A 22,627-nucleotide genomic window follows, 5' to 3' on the forward strand; every position below is an offset into this window, starting at 1 on the left:
TAAAAATGTTTATAGTAAACATTTTTAATATTTATTTTATTAATTTTTATATCCTTTATCATGAAAAATAGGATTTTTTGCTGTTATTCGTGCTAGTATATCACAGCGATTATTTTCTGGATGATTTGAATGACTTTTTATCCATTCCCATTTTATTTTATGATAGTTGATGGCTGAATCAAGACGTTGCCAAAGATCAATATTTTTAACTTTAGTTTTATTAGATGTTTTCCAATTATGTTTTTTCCATTTATGTATCCAGCTGGTAATTCCACAACGTACATACTGACTATCTGTACTTAATAATATATCATAGGGTTTTTTTAAAATTTCTAATGAAATAATAGTTGCCATAAGTTCCATGCGATTATTTGTAGTAAGATAATATCCGGCACTATATATTTTTTCATGTATACCATATTTTAAAATAAAGGCGTATCCTCCTGGACCAGGATTCTTAATACAAGAACCATCAGTAAATATTTTTATTATTTTACACATTTTTATATACTCTAACTAAATTACCTAAAATGGAATTAATTTCGTAATGAATAAAGATAATAATCGTCAAATATTTTTGGATACTGAGACTACCGGTATTAATAATACTGGAATTTATTATGAAGGTCATAGGATAATAGAAATAGGTGCCGTTGAAATAATTAATCGTCGTCCAACAGGTAATGATTTTCATAAATATTTAAATCCAAATAGATCAGTCAGTTATGAATCCTTTAAAATTCACGGTATTGCTAATGATTTTCTAATTAATAAACCAAACTTTAGTGAAATAGCCAAAGAATTTCTTGATTATATTCGAGATGCTGAATTAATAATCCATAATGCTTCTTTTGATGTTGGTTTTATAAATTATGAACTAAGCAGACTAAAAATAGGCATAAAAAATATTGAAAATATTTGTCGTGTTACAGATAGTCTTGCAATGTCACGTAAAATGTTTCCTGGAAAAAAAAACAGTCTTGATGCTTTATGTTCTCGTTATAACATAGATAAGGAGAAACGTAAATTACATAGTGCAATTATAGATGCCAATATTTTATCTAAAGTATTTCTATTGATGACTAGTGGTCAAATCTCTTTGTCTTTTATGCAAAATAGAAATAATAAGAAAAATTATATTAAAAATTTTAAACGTATAGATAATATTACACCTTTAAGAGTTATAATGGCTGATAAAAAAGAAATATTAGCACATGAAACAAATCTGAATTTAGTAAAACAAAAAAAAGGTTTTTGCATGTGGATAGATAAATTCATGACAGAAATAATAAAAAAATAAATAATGATTTTATTTTATTAAATACCTTAATTAAGGTCATTATATTGAGTAAGATTATATTTTAATATAAAGTATTATTTAATATTTTATAAAAGTTTTTATGTATATATTAATAATTAATTTAAATCCAATGTAATCAATAAGAATTTCTACTATCTTAATCTAATCTAGACAATCATAACTTAAAAAATATTTTCATATATAGTTTTACTTTCAAATATATCAATAATATTTAAATCAAACTCATATAATCTTATTTTTTTCATTAGATAAATCACTCTAATTAATTTAGTAATTTTTAAATTCAGGAGCGTAAAAATCATGAAATTTATTCAAGTAATAAATCCAAATACTACTACATCAATTAATAATATAATTAATCGATCAATTCAGAGAGTTAAATCAGATCATACTAATATTTCAATAACTTCTCCAGCTAAAGGAGGCATATCAGCAATAGAAGGAAATTTTGATGGAACTATTGCTGCTATGGGTATATTAGAACAAATAAAAATTGGAAAATCTCAAGGTGCTGTTGGGCATATCATAGCTTGTTTTGGTGATCCAGGTTTACTTGCCGCGCGTGAAATAAGTATAGCACCTGTAATTGGAATGGCTGAAGCAGCCATGCATATTGCTACTTTATTGTCAACTAAATTTTCTATAATAACTACATTACCTCGCGCTTCATTTATTATACGACAATTAGTACAACAATATGGAATGACAAATTATTGTGCTTCTATAAGAAATATTAATTGTTCAGTTTTAGAATTAGCAAATAATAAAAAAATATTAAAAGAAAATATATTTCAATGTTGTCTGGAATCTAAAAATAAAGATGGTATTGGAGCTATTATATTAGGTTGTGCTGCTATGTCTGATTTAGCACCTTTATTAACTCAAGAACTTAAGCTTCCAGTTATAGACGGTATTAGTGCTGCAGTTACCTTAGTTGAATTGCTGATTAAATTAGGATTAAGTACTAGTAAACATGGCGATTTCAGTTTTCCTTCAAAACAGGAGATTTCTGGCATATTTCAATACCTAAATTAAATTATATAATATTAATGGTGATAAATTTAAAATGAATATTATTAAAAATTATCCTCGTGATTTAATTGGATATGGTTCTAATCCGCCTCATGCTAATTGGCCTAAAAATGCTTATATAGCAATACAATTTGTTTTAAATTATGAAGAAGGAGCAGAAAGTCATATACTTAATGGTGACAAATATTCCGAAAAATTCCTTTCTGATCTTATTGATACTGATGTTTATCCAAATCGTCATATGTCTATTGATTCTCTTTATGAATATGGTTCTCGTGTTGGATTTTGGCGTATTCATAATGAATTTCAAAAAAGAAAATTACCGCTTACAATTTTTGGAGTATCTATAGCACTAGCTAAAAATCCTGAAATAGTTAAAGCTATAAAACAAGCTAATTATGATGTAGTTAATCATGGATTGCGTTGGATTAACTATCAAACTATAGATATTGAAACAGAACGCAATCATATGCAAAAATCTATATCACTATATTACGATTTGTTTGGTAAATTTCCTACTGGTTGGTATACTGGAAGAGATAGTCCGAATACACGTAATATACTTATAGAACAAGGTGGATTTACATATGATAGTGATTATTATGGAGATGATTTACCTTTTTGGATATACATGAAATCCAGTAATAGTATTTTAAAGAAACATCTGATCATTCCATATACCCTTGAATGCAACGATATGCGTTTTGCATTGCCTCAAGGATTTAATACGGCAGAACATTTCTTTATTTATCTTAGAGATACATTTGATATTCTTTATGAAGAAGGCAAAATTTCCCCAAAAATGATGTCAATAGGCATGCATTGTAGACTATTAGGACGACCAGGGAAATTTTGTGCGTTAAAAAAATTTCTTGATTATATACAAGAATATAATAACATATGGATTTGTACTCGCCAACAAATTGCCGATCATTGGGTAAATAAACATCCTGATTAATACAGTTGATTTTGTTATTATAGTCAATTATTATTTTGGTTATATTTAGGTAGTCAATCATATAAAATATATTTTATGTATCCAGTATACTGATTTGAGGCATGGTTAATCCTTTTTTTTCTAAAATATATGCAGCATGTAACGTAATGTCTTCTCTAAATGGAGCAGCAATAAGCTGAATACCTATTGGTAATCCATTTTTTGTTCTAAATGGTACAGTACAAACAGGTAATCCTAGAAAAGAAATTGGTTGTGTTAACATTCCAAGACTAGATTTAGCTGGTAAATCGTTACTATTAACAGAAATTTTTTGTTGACCTATAGTAATTGCACTACACGGTGTTGCAGGAGCTATTAATATATCAAATTTTTTAAAAAGAGGTAATACTTGTTTTTGAAAATGACGACGAAACCGTTGTGCTTGTATATACCAATTACCAGGCATTATAGCTCCAGCTAATAAACGCTCTCTTGAATTACATTCAAATTTCTCTGGTATTTGACGCAGTGCAGGTAAATATTGATTCCCACTCTCTCCTGCTGTTATTATAAATGCAGCAGAACGAGCTAATTCAGCTTCTGGAATTACAATTTCATCATTTGCCTGCAGAGCTTTTCCTGCAATATTTATTACATTTTTAGCTTCTTCATTACACCAATGTGAAAAAAAACCTCCAAGTAAAGCACATCTTAATGCATTAACTTCACTATTCAAATGTAGTAAAGTTTTAGTTACAGGAAAATCTGCTTGAAATGGATCTGTAAAATCTCTTCCTTGTATATAATCATATACTAATGATAAATCTTCTACTCTACGTGCAAATAAACCAATATGATCAAGACTATGTGAAAAAGTATGTATTCCACTACGAGATAATCTACCAAATGTTGGTTTTAAACCGAAAATACCACATAATGAAGCTGGTACCCTAACTGAACCATTTGTATCGGTACCTAGCGAAAAATGAATTAAACCAGCTGCTACTGCTGCTGCTGAACCACCAGAAGAACCACCAGCTATTCTTGTTAAATCATGGGGATTATGTGTAGTACCATAATAACTATTTTCAGTAGTAAATCCATATGCGTAGGCATCCATATTTAGCATTCCCGAAAGAATAGCTCCTAATTGAGATAATTTAGATATAACCCAAGCATCATTTTTAGCTATAGGACGTCCAATAAATATGCTAGATCCTGATATTGTAGTAAATCCACTAACGTCAAACAAGTTCTTAACAGCATAAGGAATTCCTGATAGAGGTGTTAATTGTTCGCCTCTATGTTTTTTTTTATCTATTATACTTGCTTCTTTCAACATACGTTCTACAGTAACTTCAGTCCAAGCATTTAATTTAGGGTTATACTTTTTAATCATATCGATAGTTTTATTTGCAATCTCTTTTACACTTATATCACCCTTTTTAATTGCTTGATTTAAATTTAAAATTGACATATCACTTAGCTTCATGCTTTATAAACTCCTGCTATAGATAAACGTTCTTCTAATGGAAATGCCATCAAAGGTGTAGCAATATCAGAAAGATATTTTATTTGTATTGCCAATTCTAAACGACTTGCTTGATTTAAATTTAAATTCATTACTTTTTCTATTTGCATTATATAATTTTGCCAATTAATTTCATTATTCATTATTAATCCTATTATTAAAATCCGTTTGCACTTCCATTACAACGAGGATCACTAGCCCCTTCTATCATACCATTGCCATGACGTACTATAGCACCAGCATGACCTACTTCTTCACTAAATTCAGGCAATATTTCTACTTTATGTCCAATACAATATAATTTTTTTATAATCTCTAATTCAAATCTTTTTTCAAGTTTTAAAGAATCAGAAGATTCTCCCCAAGTTCTTCCAAATATCCACCTTGGCATAGTTATTGATTTTTGAAGAGGTATTTTTTGAATAGCATACCTTGTAAAAATGGCTGCTTGAATTTGTGGTTGTCCATCACCACCCATAGAACCATAAACCATAATTCGATTATCTGTTAATCTAGCAGCAGCTGGATTTAATGTATTAAATGGTTTTTTACCAGGAGATAACGATAAAATATGTTTTGGATTTAGACTGAAAGCAACACCACGATTATGCCAAACGATACCAGTATTTGGAATTACCACTCCGCTGCCAAATTCATAATAGATACTCTGAATAAATGATACAGCTAAACCGTTTTTATCTATAGCACCCATCCATACAGTATCGCTAGGACCATATCCTAAATTTTTTAAAGTTAAAGCTTTTTTATCATTTATTTGATTAGCTAATCGTATAAAATTTTCTTTATTAAGTAAATCTTGTAAGTTTGTAGAAATATATTGGGAATCTGTAATATATTTATTTCGTAATAAAAAAGATTGTTTTGTAGCTTCTACTATGCGATGTATAGTCTGTACCTTATCTGCATTAGCCATATCTAACTGATCAATGATACCTAAAATCAATAAAGATGCCATTCCTTGTGTTGGTTGTGTTGTATTCCAAATATCTCCTAAACTATGAGTAATATGTAATGGTTTATATCTGTAAGCTTTATGTTTTTGGAGATCTTGAATAGTAATAGGTATTTTAATTAATGACATTTGTCTTGCTAAATAATTGGCAAAATTGCCTCTATAAAAAGTTTCTATACCTTCTTCAGCTAATTGTTTTAATGTTTTTGCCAATTCTTTTTGCACAAATATACTACCTAATGCTGGTATCTTTCCTTTAGTTAAAAAAGTAGAAGCAAAACCTGGTTGATCCTTTAATTCTGCTATTTTGGTTTTAGTGGCTTCATACTGAGATTGAGAAACTGGCACTCCATTCATAGCATACATAATTGCATCTTCCAATAGACGCTTTAGTGACATTGATGAGGGCTTGCCATCTACTTTTAATTCTTCAGAAATACATAAAGCTTCTTGCCAACCACTTAATGTGCCAGCTACAGTTAAAGCAGCTTTTGAACCACGATGTGGAATTACCAATTCATTTTTATAAAAATCAAAATTAGCCAGAGAACCTGCAGCGCCACTAGCATCAATAGCTATGGGATTTCTTCCATTAGGTGGAACAATTAACCAAAAACCATCACCTCCTAATCCGTTCATGTGAGGGTAAACAACTGCTATAGTTGCAGCAGCTGCAACTATAGCTTCAATTGCATTGCCGCCCTCTTTCAATATCGATAATGCTGTTTCACTTGCTAGGTGGTGCGGTGTTACCACCATACCTGATAATGCCATATTACTATAGATCATTATTTTTTATTTGATAAAATGATTAATATACTTACTTTAAACTAAAAAACGTTTTATTTGAAGATAATATCTAGTAATAATCATGGATTATTTTATATAAATTTGTTATTTACTAAAACAAATTTATTCTTAATAATTCATTTGTTAAAGATAATATTATGCTTTAACTTATTAGATATTTAGATATATTGATAGTTTTTATTTTTTAAATAATTAATGCTTATTGATAATAAATATTTCATAGGAACTAATAATATGGATATTAGTAAATATCAGCAAATTAATCCACCACATCGTTTATTGATGGGACCTGGACCTATAAATGCAGATCCACGTGTTCTACGTGCTATGTCAGCTCAATTGATAGGTCAATATGATCCTGATATGACCAATTATATGAATGAAGTTATGATACTTTATCGTAATTTATTTAAGACTAAAAATCGCTGGACTTTATTAATAAATGGAACTTCAAGAGCAGGTATTGAATCTATTCTATTATCAATAATTCATCCTGGAGATATAGTATTGGTATTAGTCTTTGGGAGATTTGGCTATTTATTATGCGAAATTGCCCGTAGGTGTCGTGCAGTAGTTAATACTATAATAGTTCCTTGGGGTGAAATAGTTGAACCAGATAAAGTAGAAGATGCCATAAAAAAAATCAAACCAAAGTTACTGCTCACTGTGCATGGAGATACATCTACTACTATGCTTCAACCACTAGAAGACATTGGTAATATATGTACAAAATATGATGTTCTATTTTATACTGATGCTACTGCATCATTAGGGGGTAATAAATTAGAAACTGATATATGGAAGTTAGATATTGTTTCAGCAGGAATGCAAAAATGTCTTGGAGGACCTTCAGGCACTTCACCTATTACTATAAGTTCTAAAACAGAAAAAATAATTAGAAATCGTAGTTGTGTAGAAGAAGGAATAAGAACTGAAGAACATAAAAACGGTTGTAACGAAATGATATACTCTAATTATTTTGATCTTGGGATGATCATTGACTATTGGGGTCCACAACGTCTAAATCACCATACTGAAGCTACTACAGCTTTATATGGAGCTCGAGAGTGTGCACGCATTATTTTACAAGAAGGATTAGATAAAAGTATTTTACGTCATCAAATTCATGGTGAAGCTATGTTACAAGGAATCAAAGGAATGGGATTAGAAATTTTTGGTAACGTTAATTATAAAATGAATAATATTTTAGGAGTTATAATTCCTCGTAATATTAATGGCAATCAAGTAAGAAAATTAATGTTGGAAGATTTTGGAATTGAAATAGGTACGTCTTTTGGTCCATTAGAAGGAAAAATTTGGCGTATTGGTACTATGGGATATAATGCTCGCAAAGATTGTGTTATGCAAACATTATCAGCATTAGAAATGGTATTAAATCATCTTGGTTATAAAACTATACAAGGAGTTGCATTACAGACTGTTTGGAACTATTATGAGAAAATAAATTATGTTAGATAGTAATGAGGCAAAGATTTCTGCTAAGCGCATTATATCGCGATGTAATGAATTAGCGAAAATAACTTGCATGGAAGCGGAAATAACACGTCTTTATTTATCTAAAGAACATCTAATTGTTAATAAATTAGTTGGACAATGGATGCAAGAAGCTGGTATGTTGGTATGGCAAGATGAAGTGGGAAATATTTGTGGTCGTTATAACTCAACATTTATTAAGACACCAGCAGTAATTTTAGGATCACATTTAGATACAGTAAAGAATGCAGGTCGTTATGACGGGATACTAGGTGTTTTAAGTAGTATTGAGGTAGTATATTGGTTAAATAAAAAAAATATTAGATTAAAATTAGCAATTGAAGTTATCGGATTTGGAGATGAAGAAGGTACTAGATTTGGTATAACACTTCTTGGTAGTCGCGCTATAACTGGTACTTGGAAAAAAAAGTGGTTGTTTTATACTGATGTTGAAGAAATTTCTATTAGTCAAGCTATGATAAATTTTGGTCTTAATAGTAACAATATACATAATGCATCTAGGAATGTAGAAGATATTGTTGCATACGTTGAACTGCATATAGAACAGGGACCTTGTTTAGAAAAAGAAAATTTACCTCTCGGTGTAGTAACTAACATACATGGAGCACGTCGTTTCAAATGTAAATTTGTAGGAGAATCTGGTCATGCTGGTACAGTTCCTATGATGTATCGTAGAGATGCTCTTATTGCTTTTTCTGAATGGATTACATATATGGAATATATTACTATTAAAACACATTCTCAATTAGTAGCTACTGTCGGGATTATTAATTGTAGCCCCGGTGCAATAAATGTTATTCCTGGAATGATAAATTTTTCACTTGATATTAGAGGTCCTAAAGATGTTCTATTAGAATCATTATCATATGTTTTATTTAAACAAGCTAAAAGAATAGCTAATAATCGCCATTTAAATTTTGAATATGAAGAATATTATCGTACTTCTGAAACCATATGTGATACCACATTACAAAATATCTTATGTACTTCAATTGAAAAGGTACAAGGAAAAAGTATTTTATTACCTAGTGGGGCTGGACATGACGCAGTTGCAATAGCTGAACGTTGGCCGGTAGCTATGTTATTTATAAGAAACTACAGAGGTATTAGTCATAATCCAGAAGAATCAGTTAACATAAATGATATAGTATTAGCTTTACAAGCATATTCTGATGCAGTTTTTAGAATTGTTGAAGAAAAATCTAAATATTACAACTCACATTAAAACCAATTATTTTATATAATGTATTTTTTATTAAACAATTATATTTAATTATAAAATTTTAATGAATTTGAAATATTATATAAATAGCTGTAAAATTGATTTAAATATTTGTTAAACTAATTTTTTATTAAAAATAAATAATATCATGTATCATAGTAAAATATAAGATATTATTTTATATAATTATTATTAAAAATAATTTTTATATTATTTTGTTTATTATAAATAAATAAATTATATTGAATAATATTAAACTTTAAGACTATCAATATATTATTATAAGTTTAAGTTATTTATTAATATATTTATTCCTTTAATTTAAATATTCCATTTATAAAAAAAAGAAAATGAGTTATATTGATTCTGTCCTATAAAAATTTTAAATTAAATATTATTTAAATACATCATATAATAACAATCTTTAGTAATAAAAGTTGTTCAATTATTAAAAATAATTAAAAATGTAACATTTTATATTTTAACTGTTGTTTTATATATTTAATACATTAAACAATTTTTTTCACAAAGATAAACTCATGAGGAAATAATCATGCATCATCCTACTCCATTAATTAATACCATAGTCGGTGCATTTATTTTATCTTTTATCTTTGGGATGCTAGCTAATAGATTAAGAATTTCTCCTCTGGTAGGTTATCTGGCTGCTGGAGTATTAGCTGGACCTTTTACGCCAGGATTTGTTGCAGATATCAATTTAATACCTGAACTAGCAGAATTAGGTGTCATTTTACTTATGTTCGGGATTGGATTGCATTTTTCTTTAGTAGATCTGCTGTCAGTAAAAAATATAGCTATTCCTGGAGCTATTGCTCAAATTACCATGGCAACTATATTGGGTATGATTTTATCTTGGGCAATAGGTTGGTCATGGATAACTGGTTTAGTGTTTGGACTTTCTCTATCAACAGCAAGTACAGTGGTTCTAATGCGAGCATTAGAAGAAAGGAAATTGATAAACAGCCATAGGTGTCAAATAGCTATAGGGTGGTTAATTGTAGAAGATATAGTGATGGTTCTTACATTGGTATTATTACCAACTATAGCAGGAATATTAGAAAAAGGTAATACAAGTTTTGGTACATTGATGTTGGATTTTTCACTGACAATTAGTAAAGTAATTACTTTTATGGCACTAATGATGATAGTAGGACGTCGAGTTATACCTTGGATTCTTGCTAAAAGTGCTGCAACTGGTTCACGTGAATTGTTTACCTTAGCTGTTTTAGCTCTGGCATTAGGTATTGCTTTTGGTGCAGTAAAATTTTTTAAAATTTCTTTTGCTTTAGGAGCTTTTTTTGCTGGAATGGCGTTAAATGAATCTGAATTAAGTCACAGGGCTGCTCATGATACTTTACCTTTGAGAGATGCTTTTGCTGTATTATTTTTTGTTTCTGTGGGTATGCTATTTGATCCAATGATTTTAATTAAACAACCTTTAGCAGTTTTGGGTTCTTTAATTATTATTGTAGTTGGAAAATCATTAGTAGCATGGACTTTAGTTATGTTATTAGGTCACTCTCGTCAAACTGCTTTAACAATTTCAGTCAGTTTAGCACAAATCGGAGAATTTGCATTTATTCTTACTGGATTAGGTATTTCACTAGGATTATTAAGTAATGAAGTAAGGAGTTTAGTATTAGCTACAGCAATTCTTTCAATAATAATTAATCCAATGCTTTTTACTTTAGTAGAAAGTTATTTAGCAACTCAAAATGAAGAAGAAATAAATCCTAAAGAAATTAATGAAGAAGAAATACAAATACCTGTTAATATATGTAATCATGCTGTTATCATAGGTTACGGTCGTGTTGGTAGTATAGTAGGAAAAAAACTACATGATGTCGGTATCCCACTAGTAGTAATTGAAAATTCTAGGCCAATGGTTGAATCGCTACGTAAAAAAAACATTAATGCTGTTCTTGGAAATGCTACTTCTGAACATATCATAAATCTAACAAATTTAAATTGTGCAAGATGGTTATTACTTACTATTCCAAATGGATACGAATCAGGTGAAGTTGTTACCATAGTAAGAAAAAAATATCAAAATATCGAAATTATTGCACGAGCACATTACGATGATGAAGTAAATTATATTATGGAAAGAGGAGCTAATCAAGTAATCATGGGAGAACGAGAAATTGCAAATAGTATGTTACAAAAACTCAAAAATGAAATAGAAAAAATAAAGGTATAACTATATTAATTCATAATGTACTATTGAATAAAAATGCTCATAAAAATCTATTTACTAGTTGGCACATCATATCAATATGTGTTTTTTCTGCATTTAACGCAGGAATGTATTCAAATTTTTCTCCTCCTGCATTTATGAAATAATTTCTATAACGGTTATCTAATTCTTCTAAAGTTTCTAAACAGTCACATGCAAAACCAGGACCGATTACTTGAACATGTTTTATCCCTTTAGAAGGAAGCAACTTTATTATTTCATCAGTATATGGAGTTAACCAAGGTTCATATCCAAAACGTGACTGAAAAGATATTTTAAATTGACTGTCATTTAATGAAAATTCTTTAGCTAATATTTTAGTAGTATCTAAACAACGTTGAAAATAATCATCACCTTCATTTACTAAACGTTTTGGAATGCCATGATAAGAAATTAACAATAGATCTGGTTTGCCATGTTCTTTAAAAGATTGGTTAATACAAATTTTCAGTGCATTAATATAAGCTGGATGATCAGCATAATCTCTAATAAAATAAATATCTGGCAAAGATTTATAATTTTTAAAAACTTTATATAGGCTATCCCAAACTGATGCCACAGTTGCCGAAGAAAATTGAGGATATAAAGGTAATACAACTAATCTATTTATTCCTTGTTTTATTAATTGATCTATAGAATATTTTATACTAGGATTTCCATAACTCATGCCAATTTCTACTGGTAATTGCAATGCAGAAGCTAGCGCGTCTCGTTGATGTTGACTATATATCAGTAATGGTGATCCCTTTTTTGTCCATATAGAAGAATACATTTTGGATAAATATATTGATCTAAATGGTAAAATAATACCATTTAGAATCGGCCACCAAATCCAGGTGGGAATGTTAATAACGCGTTTATCACTTAAAAACTGTCTTAAATAACGCCTAATAGCTTTTCTTGTTGGAGCATCTGGAGTACCTAAATTTACAAGTAATATACCTGGATTACTTTTTCTCATTAAAAATGATTTCCTAAAAAAAGAAAAATTTACTTAATGATATACTAAATTATTTAAATAAAAAGTACTATTCTTCGATAATTTTAATCAATTGTGAACTTACTTCATATACTTTTTGAGTTGCATCGATTTTATAGTAGCTAATATTACCTAATTTTAATTCTTTCATGTAGTATTTTATTAAAGGAGTTGTTGCCTTATAATATTCATTAAGTCTATCTATGATCACCTCTTTTCTATCATCATTACGTATATTAAGCTCTTCTCCTGTTATATCGTCTTTATTATATAATTTCGGAGGATTAAATAATATATGATAAACACGTCCTGATTGTATATGAACTCTACGACCTGTTATTCGATTAATTATTATTTTATTAGGTACAATAAATTCTAATACCTTATCTATTTTAATTCCAACTGTTTTCATAGCTTCAGCTTGTGTAAGCGTTCTAGGAAAACCATCTAGTAAAAAACCTTTTTTACAGTCTTTACAATTTATACGATTTTTTACTAAATTAATAACTATATCATCAGTAATTAATTGTCCTTTATCCATAAGAATCTTTGTAGATTTACCAATTTTTGTATCTTCTTTTACTAATTTACGTAACATATCACCTGTAGATATTTGAGGAATACCGTATTTTTTTGCAATGAATTGAGCCTGAGTACCCTTACCTGTACCCGGAGCTCCTAGTAAAATAAGACGCATTGCAATCATTTCCTTACTATAATTAAATATGATTAAAGTCAGTAGCACAATATAATTTTTTCATGAAGAAATAAATAATTTATTCATTCTAATAATAAACTTATTTGGATCTTCTAAAGTACCACATTCTGCTAAAAGAGACTGTTCTAACAGTAGTTCGATCCAATCCTTAAAATTATCTTCATTGTCAATATCTGTTATACGTTTTACTAAAGGGTGATTTGGATTGATTTCAAAAATATATTTAACTTCAGGTAATTCCCTGCCAGCTGCTGATAGTAATTTTGCCATTTGTGTTGTCATTTCATTAGAATCAGTAGTAACAACTGCAGGTGTATTAGTAAGACGATGAGTTAATCTAACTTCTTTTACTCTACTGAGTAATAAATTTTGTATACGTTTTATAAATGGTTCTAACTGTTTTTCAATTTCTTTATGTTCTTTAATTTCTTTATCTAGTAATTTATTTACTGAATCATCTACTTTACTAACAGATTGGAAAGATATACCATTAAATTCATTTAAATAGTTCATCATCCATTCATCTATACGATCTGAAAGCAATAATACTTCTATATTTTTTTTGTGAAATAGTTCCAAATGTGGACTACTTTTAGCTGATATATAACTATCAGCAGTGATAAAATAAATCTTTTTTTGACCTTCTGCCATTCGATTAATATAGTCGTTTAATGATATTGTTTGTTCGCTTGTATTATTTTTTGTTGAAGTAAACCTTAATAAATTTGCAATATTTTTAATATTATTATTATCTTCAGCTGGACCTTCTTTTAAAACTAGTCCGAATTCTTTCCAAAAAATTTTATATTTTTCAGCATTATTTTTTGATAATATTTCCAACATTTGAAGAACACGCTTAGTTATAGCTAAACAAAAATTCTTTATTATTTTACTATCTTGTAAAACTTCTCTTGAGACATTAATAGGTAAATCATTTGAATCAATTAATCCACGAACAAAACGTAAATAATTGGGTATAAACTGCTTAGCATTATCTAAAATGAAAACACGTTTGACATATAATTTAATTCCTCCTTTATGCTCCCTGTTCCACATATCAAATTGTGCATGTGAAGGAATATACAATAGAGTAGTATATTCTTGTTTACCTTCTACTTTATTATGACTCCATATTAATGGTTCTTTAAAGTCTTTTGTAATATGTTTATAAAATTCATTATATTCCTCATCAGTAATTTCAGATTTATTACGTGTCCATAATGATGTAGCTTGATTTATTCTTTCCCATTTAGTAGTGTTATCTTTTTCATCTTTAACTTCAATTTCTACTGGTAGTGAAATATGATCAGAATACTTACTAATAATATTTCTTATATTCCATATATCAAGAAAGTCATTTTCTCCCTTACGTAAATGCAAGGTTATATCTGTGCCTTTATCTAATTTTTTAATATCTGCAATTGTGTAATTTCCCTCACCAGTAGATTCCCAAAATACTCCTTCTTCTATTGGTTTACCTGCTAATCTAGTATGTAAAGATACTTTTTCTGATACAATAAATGCAGAATAAAAACCTACTCCGAATTGACCAATAAGTTCATCTTTATAATTTTTAGAATTAATTGCTTCAATAAATGATTTAGTCCCGGATTTTGCAATAGTACCAATATTATCAATAACTTCTTCTCGGGACATTCCAATCCCATTATCACTGATTTTGATTGTTCTATTCTCTTTGTTAACAGATATTCTAACACGTAATTTTTCATCATTTTCATATAATTGTGGATTAGATAAAGAAAGAAAACGCAATTTATCTGCTGCATCAGATGAATTAGAGATGAGCTCTCTTAAAAAAATTTCCTTATTTGAATAAAGCGAATGAATCATTAAATGTAAAAGTTGCTTAACTTCAGATTGAAAATTACGAGTTTCTTTTCCTTGCATATTAATTAGTACCTCAATCAGATTAATTTTAAATAAAATATAAAAAATGTAATATTTACTGTTAAACAATAATTTAAAGGTAATTAATAAATATAGGCTATTTATTTTTTATAAATTTGTTTAATTATTGGATTAACATTGTTTAAATACCTTTAATATAAATTATATTTTAACGATATCTATCAATAATATATTATTGAATATCATTTAAAATAATGTTTAAAATAAAAAATAATTCAAAAGTTGCTGATAATTGTTCCATATAATTTTTGTTTTAAAAAGGTATTTTTAATCCTAATGGTATTTGCATATCTGAAGATAGAGAAGCCATTTTTTCTTTTTGAATAACTTCTATACGACGAGCGGCATCATTGAATGCTGCAGCAACTAAATCTTCTAACATATCTTTATCATCTTCTAATAAAGTTGAAGAAATTTCAACACGTCGACAATTGTGTGCACCATTAATAGTAATCTTTACTAATCCAGCACCAGATTCGCCGGTTACTTCTAGAGATGCTATTTCTTCTTGAACCTTAGACATCTTATCTTGCATTTGTTGGGCTTGTTTCATGATATTGCCTAATCCGCCTTTACCAAACATAATTTTCTCTCATCCAAAGTTACAATTATTTTTCAAAAAATACAGGTTGATTTAAATAAATCATAATAATATTTCGTAATATAAACAATGTATTATAACTAATTAAATTATTATTTAGTAATTATAAAAATATATTTACATATTATAATCTAAATAAAATTTTTATTTTATAATTCATCTAATTTTGATGAGTAAATGCTAGTGCACGCAATAGTGTAATATCTATTCCCATCCTATAATTAGGAGCTAATGGTAGATCTTTTCTACCCATTAAAATTATTTGATAATAAAGTTGTAAATCATTAGGAGATAATATTTCTGCTAATTTATTCAATCTAATAGTTTGATCGTTTTCTTCTGTATTCACTAATAGTTTAGGTAGTAATTGAATTATTAATATATGATGTAAAAAACGTAATATGTCTATTAAAAGTATTTCCCAATCTATATATCCCATTAATTCTAATTTATTTAATAATTTAATTAATTTCTCCCCATCTCCTTTTACTAAAGTTTCAATTAAACATAAAGGATATTCACTGTCAGAAATGCCTATCATAGTGTTTACCCCAGCATTAGTAATGTTACCATTACATAATGCAATAGCTTGATCAGTCAGACTTAAAGCATCTCTCATACTACCATCAGCTGATCTTGATAAAATTTCTAATGAACCAGGTTCACTAAAAATTTTTTCTTTGCTTAAAATATAACTTATTTTTTCATATATTTGATTAACTTTAATTTTTTTAAGATAAAATTTCATACATCGTGATAAAACAGTTGCAGGTATTTTATTCAGCTCAGTAGTAGCAAATAAAAATTTTATATGAGAAGGTGGTTCTTCTAAAGTTTTTAATAAAGCGTTAAAACTATGACGTGATAACATATGTATTTCATCTATTAAATAAATTTTAAATCTACCATTCATTGGTGCATATTGTATGTTATCAAGTAGATCACGCATTTCTTCCACTTTAGTACGAGAAGCAGCATCTATTTCAACTAAATCAACAAATTTACCTTGGTTAATTGCTAAACAATTGTTACATAAATTACATGGAATAGATGATATTCCAACTTCACAACTAAAACACTTAGCTAAAATACGAGCAATAGTAGTTTTACCCACACCTCTTATACCTGAAAAAATATAAGAGTGATGTATTCTACCTAAAGAAAAGCTATTTATTAATGCTTCAAGAACATGTTCTTGTCCTACTACATCAGAAAAATTTTTTGGGCGCCACTTTGTAGCTAGTATTTTATAGGTCATAGAAAAATATTTTATATTTATAGATTATATAGTAATATTAACAGTTAGAAATAATAAAATTATTTCTTATATTATAAAGATAGCTAATAAAAAATAAATTATTAATAAAAAGGTTATCAATAAATTTAACAGCAAAATATATAATATTTACTATACTTTGTTGTATAGAGTATAATATCACTTTATTTATTAATAATTCACCTTTCATGTAACACGGGAAAAACTTTCAAAGTCGTTTAACATAAATAACATATGATAACATAATTTTTAATAAAAAATCATTTTACTTTATTTAAGATGATAGTCAAGATAGTAAAATTACTAAATTAATATTTATTTTTTAGAAAATATTAATAAGAATAGTTTATTAGCTCATTTGAAACATTTCTTTATGTATGTGGTAAATATTTAAAATGGTTTATTTATGAACAAATCCATGACAAAAATAGATTATTTAATGAGATTAAGACGCTGCCGTTCAATTGATACACTTGAAAGAATAATAGAAAAAAATAAATATGAGTTATCAGATGATGAATTAGCAGCATTCTACTCAGCAGCGGATCACCGATTGGCAGAACTAACCATGAATAAATTATATGATAAAGTTCCTAGTTGTGTGTGGAGGTTTGTACGTTAATTTTAATTTAATATTTTGACATTGTTGTCTTACACGTTACAAAATATGTTAAGCAATGAATGATATAATTTTACAAAGATAAATTACTAACAGTGGCACTATGGTGCCCCTGTTAGTCACATTCCAGCACATGAATCATTCGTTATAGCTGCTTCTTTCCAGATCTGACAAAGTTAACGAATTAACATTGCAGAATAACCAACAAGTTCACCATTACTTCTAAAGTATACATTGACCAGTTATCTTATAATAAGATTAAATCAAAAATATTGCAAGTTTTAGTCTGAAAATATTTTTATAAATTTTGCTTATTGTATATTTTCTATTGATTAATAGAATTTTTCTTGGCTTGTTGAAATTGATACATTTGCGAGTAATATCCTTTATTTGATATCAATTTTTTATGATTGCCTTCTTCAATTATTTTACCTTGATATAGAACTAATATATTATCAGCTTTTACTATAGTAGAAAATCTATGAGCTATTACTATTAATGTAGTATTATGACGTAATTCATTTAAAATTTTCTGAATTGCTTGCTCGGTACCAGAATCGATATTTGCAGTAGCTTCATCTAAAATAATAATTTTAGGTAATTCTACTAATACTCTTGCTAAAGAAAGTAATTGTTTTTGTCCCGATGATAAATTGCTGCCCTGTTCACCCAATTTTGTATGAATACCATGCGACATGGAATTAACTAAACTTATTAATTGTACTTGTTCTAATACTTGCCAAATTATTCGTTCTTTAATTTTCCTACCTAAACTTATATTTACTAATAAAGAATCTGCTAAAATTACTGGTTCTTGTTGAACCATAGCTATTCCATTCCTGAGTACACTATGTGTCAATTGATTAATAGGACGATTGTCAAAATAAATGTTCCCACTAGTAATAGGATAGTAACCCATTAGAAGATTTGCAAGAGTACTTTTTCCACTACCAGTGTATCCTACAATGCCAACAAAATTACAAGAAGGAATATTTACATTAATATCAATTAAAATATTACGTTTTTTATCGTAAGAAAAATTTAATTTATCTAATATAATACTTCCTGAAGTTAATGGAAGATTATCTATTCCATATTTTTGTTTGTTAGAATCCATTAATTCAAAAATACGTTCTCCAGAAACAATCGCTTGCTGTATAACTGGTTGTTGAGCAGCAAATTGAACTAATGGTTCATTTAATCTACTTAAATATGTTATAAATGCGTAAAGCACACCTATTTTAAAAATATTGTTTATATATAAATTAAATAATATTAATAATCCACATAATATTAAAGTAGACAATAAATTTAGTAATGGTCTAAGTAAACAGCCGTCTAAACGCAGTGTTTGCATTCTAGCTAAATAATGTAATCTACTAATTTTTTTAATTTTTTTGCGGAAACGTTCTTGTTGCCTAAATTGTTGTATTACATTCATACCATTTATTGCTTCGTTAAAACTATTATTTATATCAGCTAGATAATTTTTTACCTGTCTAGTAATTGGTGTACTATAATGTTGGTATATTATTATTATTATTAATACCATTGGAAATAAAAGCATTGCTAATAATGCCATTCTCCAATCTAATATTAACATTGCAACTACCATTGTAACAATTAAAATTGTACTTCTTAAAACTGTCGCAAATACTGTAACATATAAATCTTTAATAACTTCAGTATCATTAGTTATCCGTGATATTATTTGGCCTATGGGTTTTTTGTCATAAAGACCAATTGGTTGATATAAAGCAACTTCCATTAAATCTGTTCGCAGTTTTTGAATTACATTAATAGAAACTATATTAAAGAAAAAAACTTGCCAATAATGTAAAAAAGCAGCTAATAGTTGCAAAACTATAACAACACCTATCAGACATTTAAATAATGTTCCTGGTATTTGGTGTTTTGATACTAAATGATCTATGAAATAAGTAATTAATAAAGGACCACTAACTTCAATAATCACAGCAACCCATAGCATACCTATAGCAAATAATAAATATCTTTTCCAAGGCTTACCATAATGTAATAAACGATTCAAAACTAGCCACCAATTTTGTTGTGATTTATTCATTCAGCACCTCTTTAATATTTTTTTATATATAGCGCTGTTTCTAACTGTTGATAGCGATACATATCTTGATACCAACCAGGTTTTTTTATTAGTTTATTATGTTTGCCACGGTTTAATATTTTACCATCATTTAAAACTAGAATTTCATCTGCTTCATTAAGAGATGATAAATGGTTTGTAATCATAATTAATGTATGATTGTTAATCCAATTTCTTAAATTGTTTAAAATTTGATTTTCAGTAGCACTATCAATTGCCGATAAAGCATCATCTAAAATTAAAATTTCAGAATCTATTAGTAAAGCTCTAGCTAGAGTGATACGCTGTCTTTGTCCTCCTGATAACATTGTACCTCTTTCTCCGACTTCTGTTTGGTAACCTTTTGTTAAAAGCAATATATCATTATGTACACAAGCCATTTTTGAAACATATTCTATTTCTTTTTGATCAGCATCTGGTTTTCCTAAAGTGATATTATTTATTACCGTATCAGAAAAAAGAAAAGGAATTTGATTAACTACTGCTAATCTACTACGCCAATTATCTAAACTTAAATTTTTTAATGATATACCGTGATAAAGTATTTCACCTTTTTCAATATCGAAATATCTTTGAATTAAACTAATTAAAGTACTTTTGCCGCTTCCAGTTGGACCACATATACCCAATATTTTCCCTGGTTCTAGATGGAAATTTATATTTTCTAGAACTAAATCTGAGCTATTAGGATAATAAAATTTATTTATTGAAACCTTTAAATTTCCTGGATGATAAGGTAAAATGTAATCATTACTGTTATCATTTTTTACAGAACATTTTTCTAATAGCACTTTATTAATTCTATTCCATGAAGCATTTCCCCGTTCCACAATATTAAAAGTCCAAGCTAATGCTAACATTGGCCAAATCATCAAACCAAGATACATTATAAATCTAGTTAGTTGTCCTAAAGTCATTTGATTATGCCATACTAACCAACTTCCAAAACCTACTGCTAATATATTTGATATTCCTATAGAAATATAAATTGTAGGATCAAATTTTGCATCAACTTTAGTAACACCAATATTTTTCTTGCTATTATCCTGTGCTATTTTTATAAACTGACTTAATTGAGTTTGTTCTATACCGAATGCTTTGATCATACGAATGCTAGTAATACTTTCCTGTATATAATTATTAAGAATAGAAAAAGATGATTGAGCTGTTTTGACACTATGATGCAACTTTTCACCATAATAACGTATAAAATAAGCCATAAGTGGCATAGGAACAAGTGATATCAAAGTTAATTGCCAATCTATTTGTACACTCATAGTTATCAGCACTATTGAACTCATGACTATAGAATCCACTAATGTTAATACTCCTTCACCTGCTGCAAACACCACACAATCTACATCATGTGTAACTCTAGCTACAAGATCTCCAGTACGATAACTTAAGTAAAAAGCTTTTTGTTGTATACTTAACTGTTGATAAAAATTATCTCTTAGTTCAATTGCTAATTTATAAGATGCACCAAATAATAAAATACGCCATGCATACCTCAAAATATAAATTATAATTGCAGTAATTAATATAACAATTACCCACATACATATATCTTTATTAGTCATATTGTTATAGGTAACTCCATCTATTAAAATTCCTACTACATACGGAGGTAATAATTGCATAATAGCAATAATAACTAATATAGTAATTGCACCCAAATATCTTTTCCATTCACGGAAAAAATACCAACTTAATTTAATAAATAATCGCACAAAATTATTCTCGTTTTTTTATATACTTAAAATAGGATAACAAATTAATTTATATATTTTAAATATATTAATTAGATAAAATTAACTAATAAAACATAAGATATATTTCAATAAATTTAAGAAGATTATAAATCTATAAGGTAGGTATTTTATAAAATTAAGAACATTCTAGTAATATAATTTTTTATTAAAAAAATATAAATTTTTGTTATTTTATTATAAAATTAGTAATTCTTATTATGAATACTTGATTAAGATCACTACATATTTTAATATAAAAAATCTTAATACTATTACTATATTAGGATTTTCATTATGAAACGAGCTGTTATTGTATTTAGTGGGGGACAAGATTCCACCACTTGTCTTATACAAGCATTACATAAATATGATGAAATTCATTGTATAACATTCAATTATCAGCAACGTCATCGAGAAGAAATCAACATTGCTTCTCAATTAGCTTCTGAATTAAAAGTACATACACATAAAATAATAGATATCAGTATGCTAAATGAATTAGCTATCAGTAGTTTGACACGCAGTAATATACCAGTTACAAATCATAAATATAATACCGATGATCTTCCTAATACATTTGTACCAGGAAGAAATATTCTTTTTTTAACTTTATCTTCAATATATGCTTATAAAATTAAAGCTAAAATTATAATTTCTGGAATTTGTGAAACAGATTTTTCTGGTTATCCCGATTGTCGAGAAGAATTTATAAAATCATTTAATAGATCTGTAAATCTAGGAATGAATAGTAATATTATTTTTAAAACTCCACTAATGAAATTGACCAAAGCTGAAATATGGGCTTTAGCTGATTATTGGGATTGTTTTTTATTAATAAAAGAGAAGACTTTAACATGTTATAATGGAATAATTGGAGATGGTTGTGGCTACTGTTATTCATGTTACTTGCGCTCTAAAGGACTTAGTACATATCTTAAAAATAGAAAAAGTACATTAAAAAAAATAAAATTAAAAAATAATTTTAAATAGTTTATAATTACGACAATCAACCAATATCTATAAAGTAAATAAAT

18 protein-coding genes, 1 other RNA gene and 1 pseudogene are annotated in these 22,627 nt (G+C 27.8%); 8 read left to right on the plus strand and 12 right to left on the minus strand.

Annotated features, from left to right (window positions below; genetic code table 11):
- Positions 1–39: 39 nt before the first annotated feature.
- Positions 40–501 (minus strand): ribonuclease HI, encoded by a 462-nt coding sequence (gene rnhA / locus FD726_RS02935; protein ID WP_159990104.1) that lies wholly within the window; start codon positions 499–501, stop codon positions 40–42.
- A 46-nt stretch (positions 502–547) separates the two neighbouring features.
- Here rnhA and dnaQ point away from each other — a divergent pair, with 46 nt between their 5' ends.
- The 3 genes from dnaQ to puuE all read left to right on the plus strand — a co-directional run bounded on the left by dnaQ (position 548) and on the right by puuE (position 3,311).
- A complete protein-coding gene (gene dnaQ / locus FD726_RS02940) occupies positions 548–1,300 on the plus strand; it encodes a DNA polymerase III subunit epsilon (RefSeq protein ID WP_159990105.1) in 753 nt (250 codons plus the stop codon).
- Between the two features lie 321 nt (positions 1,301–1,621).
- The gene (locus tag FD726_RS02945; protein ID WP_159990106.1) at positions 1,622–2,356 is read left to right on the plus strand and encodes an aspartate/glutamate racemase family protein; all 735 of its coding nucleotides are present in this window, start codon (positions 1,622–1,624) and stop codon (positions 2,354–2,356) included.
- 31 nt (positions 2,357–2,387) lie between these two features.
- A complete protein-coding gene (gene puuE / locus FD726_RS02950) occupies positions 2,388–3,311 on the plus strand; it encodes an allantoinase PuuE (RefSeq protein WP_159990107.1) in 924 nt (307 codons plus the stop codon).
- A gap of 73 nt (positions 3,312–3,384) precedes the next feature.
- On the opposite strand, the gene FD726_RS02955 is transcribed toward puuE, so the two are convergent.
- The 3 genes from FD726_RS02955 to FD726_RS02965 are packed head-to-tail and all read right to left on the minus strand — an operon-like array spanning position 3,385 to position 6,583.
- Positions 3,385–4,782, minus strand: a complete 1,398-nt coding sequence (locus FD726_RS02955) for an AtzE family amidohydrolase (RefSeq protein ID WP_159990108.1) — start codon at positions 4,780–4,782, stop codon at positions 3,385–3,387.
- Positions 4,779–4,964: an oxalurate catabolism protein HpxX gene (gene hpxX, locus FD726_RS02960; RefSeq protein WP_159990109.1), complete on the minus strand. Its 186-nt coding sequence runs from the start codon at positions 4,962–4,964 to the stop codon at positions 4,779–4,781. The genes FD726_RS02955 and hpxX overlap by 4 nt, the downstream gene beginning before the upstream one ends.
- 14 nt (positions 4,965–4,978) lie before the next feature.
- On the minus strand, positions 4,979–6,583 hold the full coding sequence (locus FD726_RS02965; protein ID WP_159990110.1) for a gamma-glutamyltransferase family protein: 1,605 nt from the start codon (positions 6,581–6,583) through the stop codon (positions 4,979–4,981).
- Positions 6,584–6,838: 255 nt separating this feature from the next.
- Between FD726_RS02965 and FD726_RS02970 the strand changes: the two genes are divergently transcribed.
- From FD726_RS02970 to ybaL, 3 genes are all read left to right on the plus strand, one after another.
- Entirely contained in the window at positions 6,839–8,083 is a 1,245-nt protein-coding gene (locus FD726_RS02970; RefSeq protein WP_159990111.1) for a pyridoxal-phosphate-dependent aminotransferase family protein, read from the plus strand.
- Positions 8,070–9,344, plus strand: coding sequence for an allantoate amidohydrolase (gene hpxK / locus FD726_RS02975; RefSeq protein WP_159990160.1), 1,275 nt, complete (start codon positions 8,070–8,072; stop codon positions 9,342–9,344). Before FD726_RS02970 ends, hpxK begins: the two co-directional genes overlap by 14 nt.
- Positions 9,345–9,894: 550 nt before the next feature.
- Positions 9,895–11,562: a YbaL family putative K(+) efflux transporter gene (ybaL, locus tag FD726_RS02980; protein ID WP_159990112.1), complete on the plus strand. Its 1,668-nt coding sequence runs from the start codon at positions 9,895–9,897 to the stop codon at positions 11,560–11,562.
- A gap of 37 nt (positions 11,563–11,599) precedes the next feature.
- Here the strand turns inward: ybaL and hemH are convergent, their stop codons facing one another.
- From hemH to dnaX, 5 genes and pseudogenes are all read right to left on the minus strand, one after another.
- Positions 11,600–12,559 (minus strand): ferrochelatase, encoded by a 960-nt coding sequence (gene hemH, locus FD726_RS02985; protein ID WP_159990113.1) that lies wholly within the window; start codon positions 12,557–12,559, stop codon positions 11,600–11,602.
- Between the two features lie 67 nt (positions 12,560–12,626).
- Positions 12,627–13,274, minus strand: a complete 648-nt coding sequence (gene adk, locus FD726_RS02990) for an adenylate kinase (protein WP_159990161.1) — start codon at positions 13,272–13,274, stop codon at positions 12,627–12,629.
- Positions 13,275–13,334: 60 nt separating this feature from the next.
- On the minus strand, positions 13,335–15,203 hold the full coding sequence (gene htpG / locus FD726_RS02995; protein WP_159990114.1) for a molecular chaperone HtpG: 1,869 nt from the start codon (positions 15,201–15,203) through the stop codon (positions 13,335–13,337).
- A gap of 274 nt (positions 15,204–15,477) precedes the next feature.
- The gene (locus tag FD726_RS03000) at positions 15,478–15,807 is read right to left on the minus strand and encodes a YbaB/EbfC family nucleoid-associated protein (RefSeq protein WP_159990115.1); all 330 of its coding nucleotides are present in this window, start codon (positions 15,805–15,807) and stop codon (positions 15,478–15,480) included.
- Positions 15,808–16,000: 193 nt separating this feature from the next.
- Positions 16,001–17,083: pseudogene (dnaX, locus tag FD726_RS03005) on the minus strand (DNA polymerase III subunit gamma/tau); the annotation flags it as partial.
- Between the two features lie 424 nt (positions 17,084–17,507).
- On the opposite strand from dnaX, the gene FD726_RS03010 reads away from it, so the two are divergent.
- Positions 17,508–17,723, plus strand: a complete 216-nt coding sequence (locus FD726_RS03010) for an HHA domain-containing protein (RefSeq protein WP_159990117.1) — start codon at positions 17,508–17,510, stop codon at positions 17,721–17,723.
- Between the two features lie 107 nt (positions 17,724–17,830).
- Here FD726_RS03010 and ffs read toward each other — a convergent pair.
- The 3 genes from ffs to FD726_RS03025 all read right to left on the minus strand — a co-directional run bounded on the left by ffs (position 17,831) and on the right by FD726_RS03025 (position 21,572).
- An RNA gene (gene ffs, locus FD726_RS03015) (signal recognition particle sRNA small type) lies at positions 17,831–17,927 on the minus strand.
- Between the two features lie 118 nt (positions 17,928–18,045).
- Entirely contained in the window at positions 18,046–19,803 is a 1,758-nt protein-coding gene (locus tag FD726_RS03020) for a SmdB family multidrug efflux ABC transporter permease/ATP-binding protein (protein WP_159990118.1), read from the minus strand.
- Between the two features lie 11 nt (positions 19,804–19,814).
- Positions 19,815–21,572 carry a SmdA family multidrug ABC transporter permease/ATP-binding protein gene (locus tag FD726_RS03025; RefSeq protein WP_159990119.1) on the minus strand — a complete coding sequence of 586 codons (1,758 nt, stop codon included), beginning with the start codon at positions 21,570–21,572 and terminating at the stop codon, positions 19,815–19,817.
- A 315-nt stretch (positions 21,573–21,887) separates the two neighbouring features.
- Between FD726_RS03025 and queC the strand changes: the two genes are divergently transcribed.
- Entirely contained in the window at positions 21,888–22,583 is a 696-nt protein-coding gene (gene queC / locus FD726_RS03030) for a 7-cyano-7-deazaguanine synthase QueC (protein WP_159990120.1), read from the plus strand.
- Positions 22,584–22,627 lie beyond the last annotated feature (44 nt).

Origin of the sequence: Pantoea sp. SoEX (genome assembly GCF_009829945.1) — a bacterium.
Classification (GTDB): Bacteria; Pseudomonadota; Gammaproteobacteria; order Enterobacterales; family Enterobacteriaceae; genus Pantoea_C.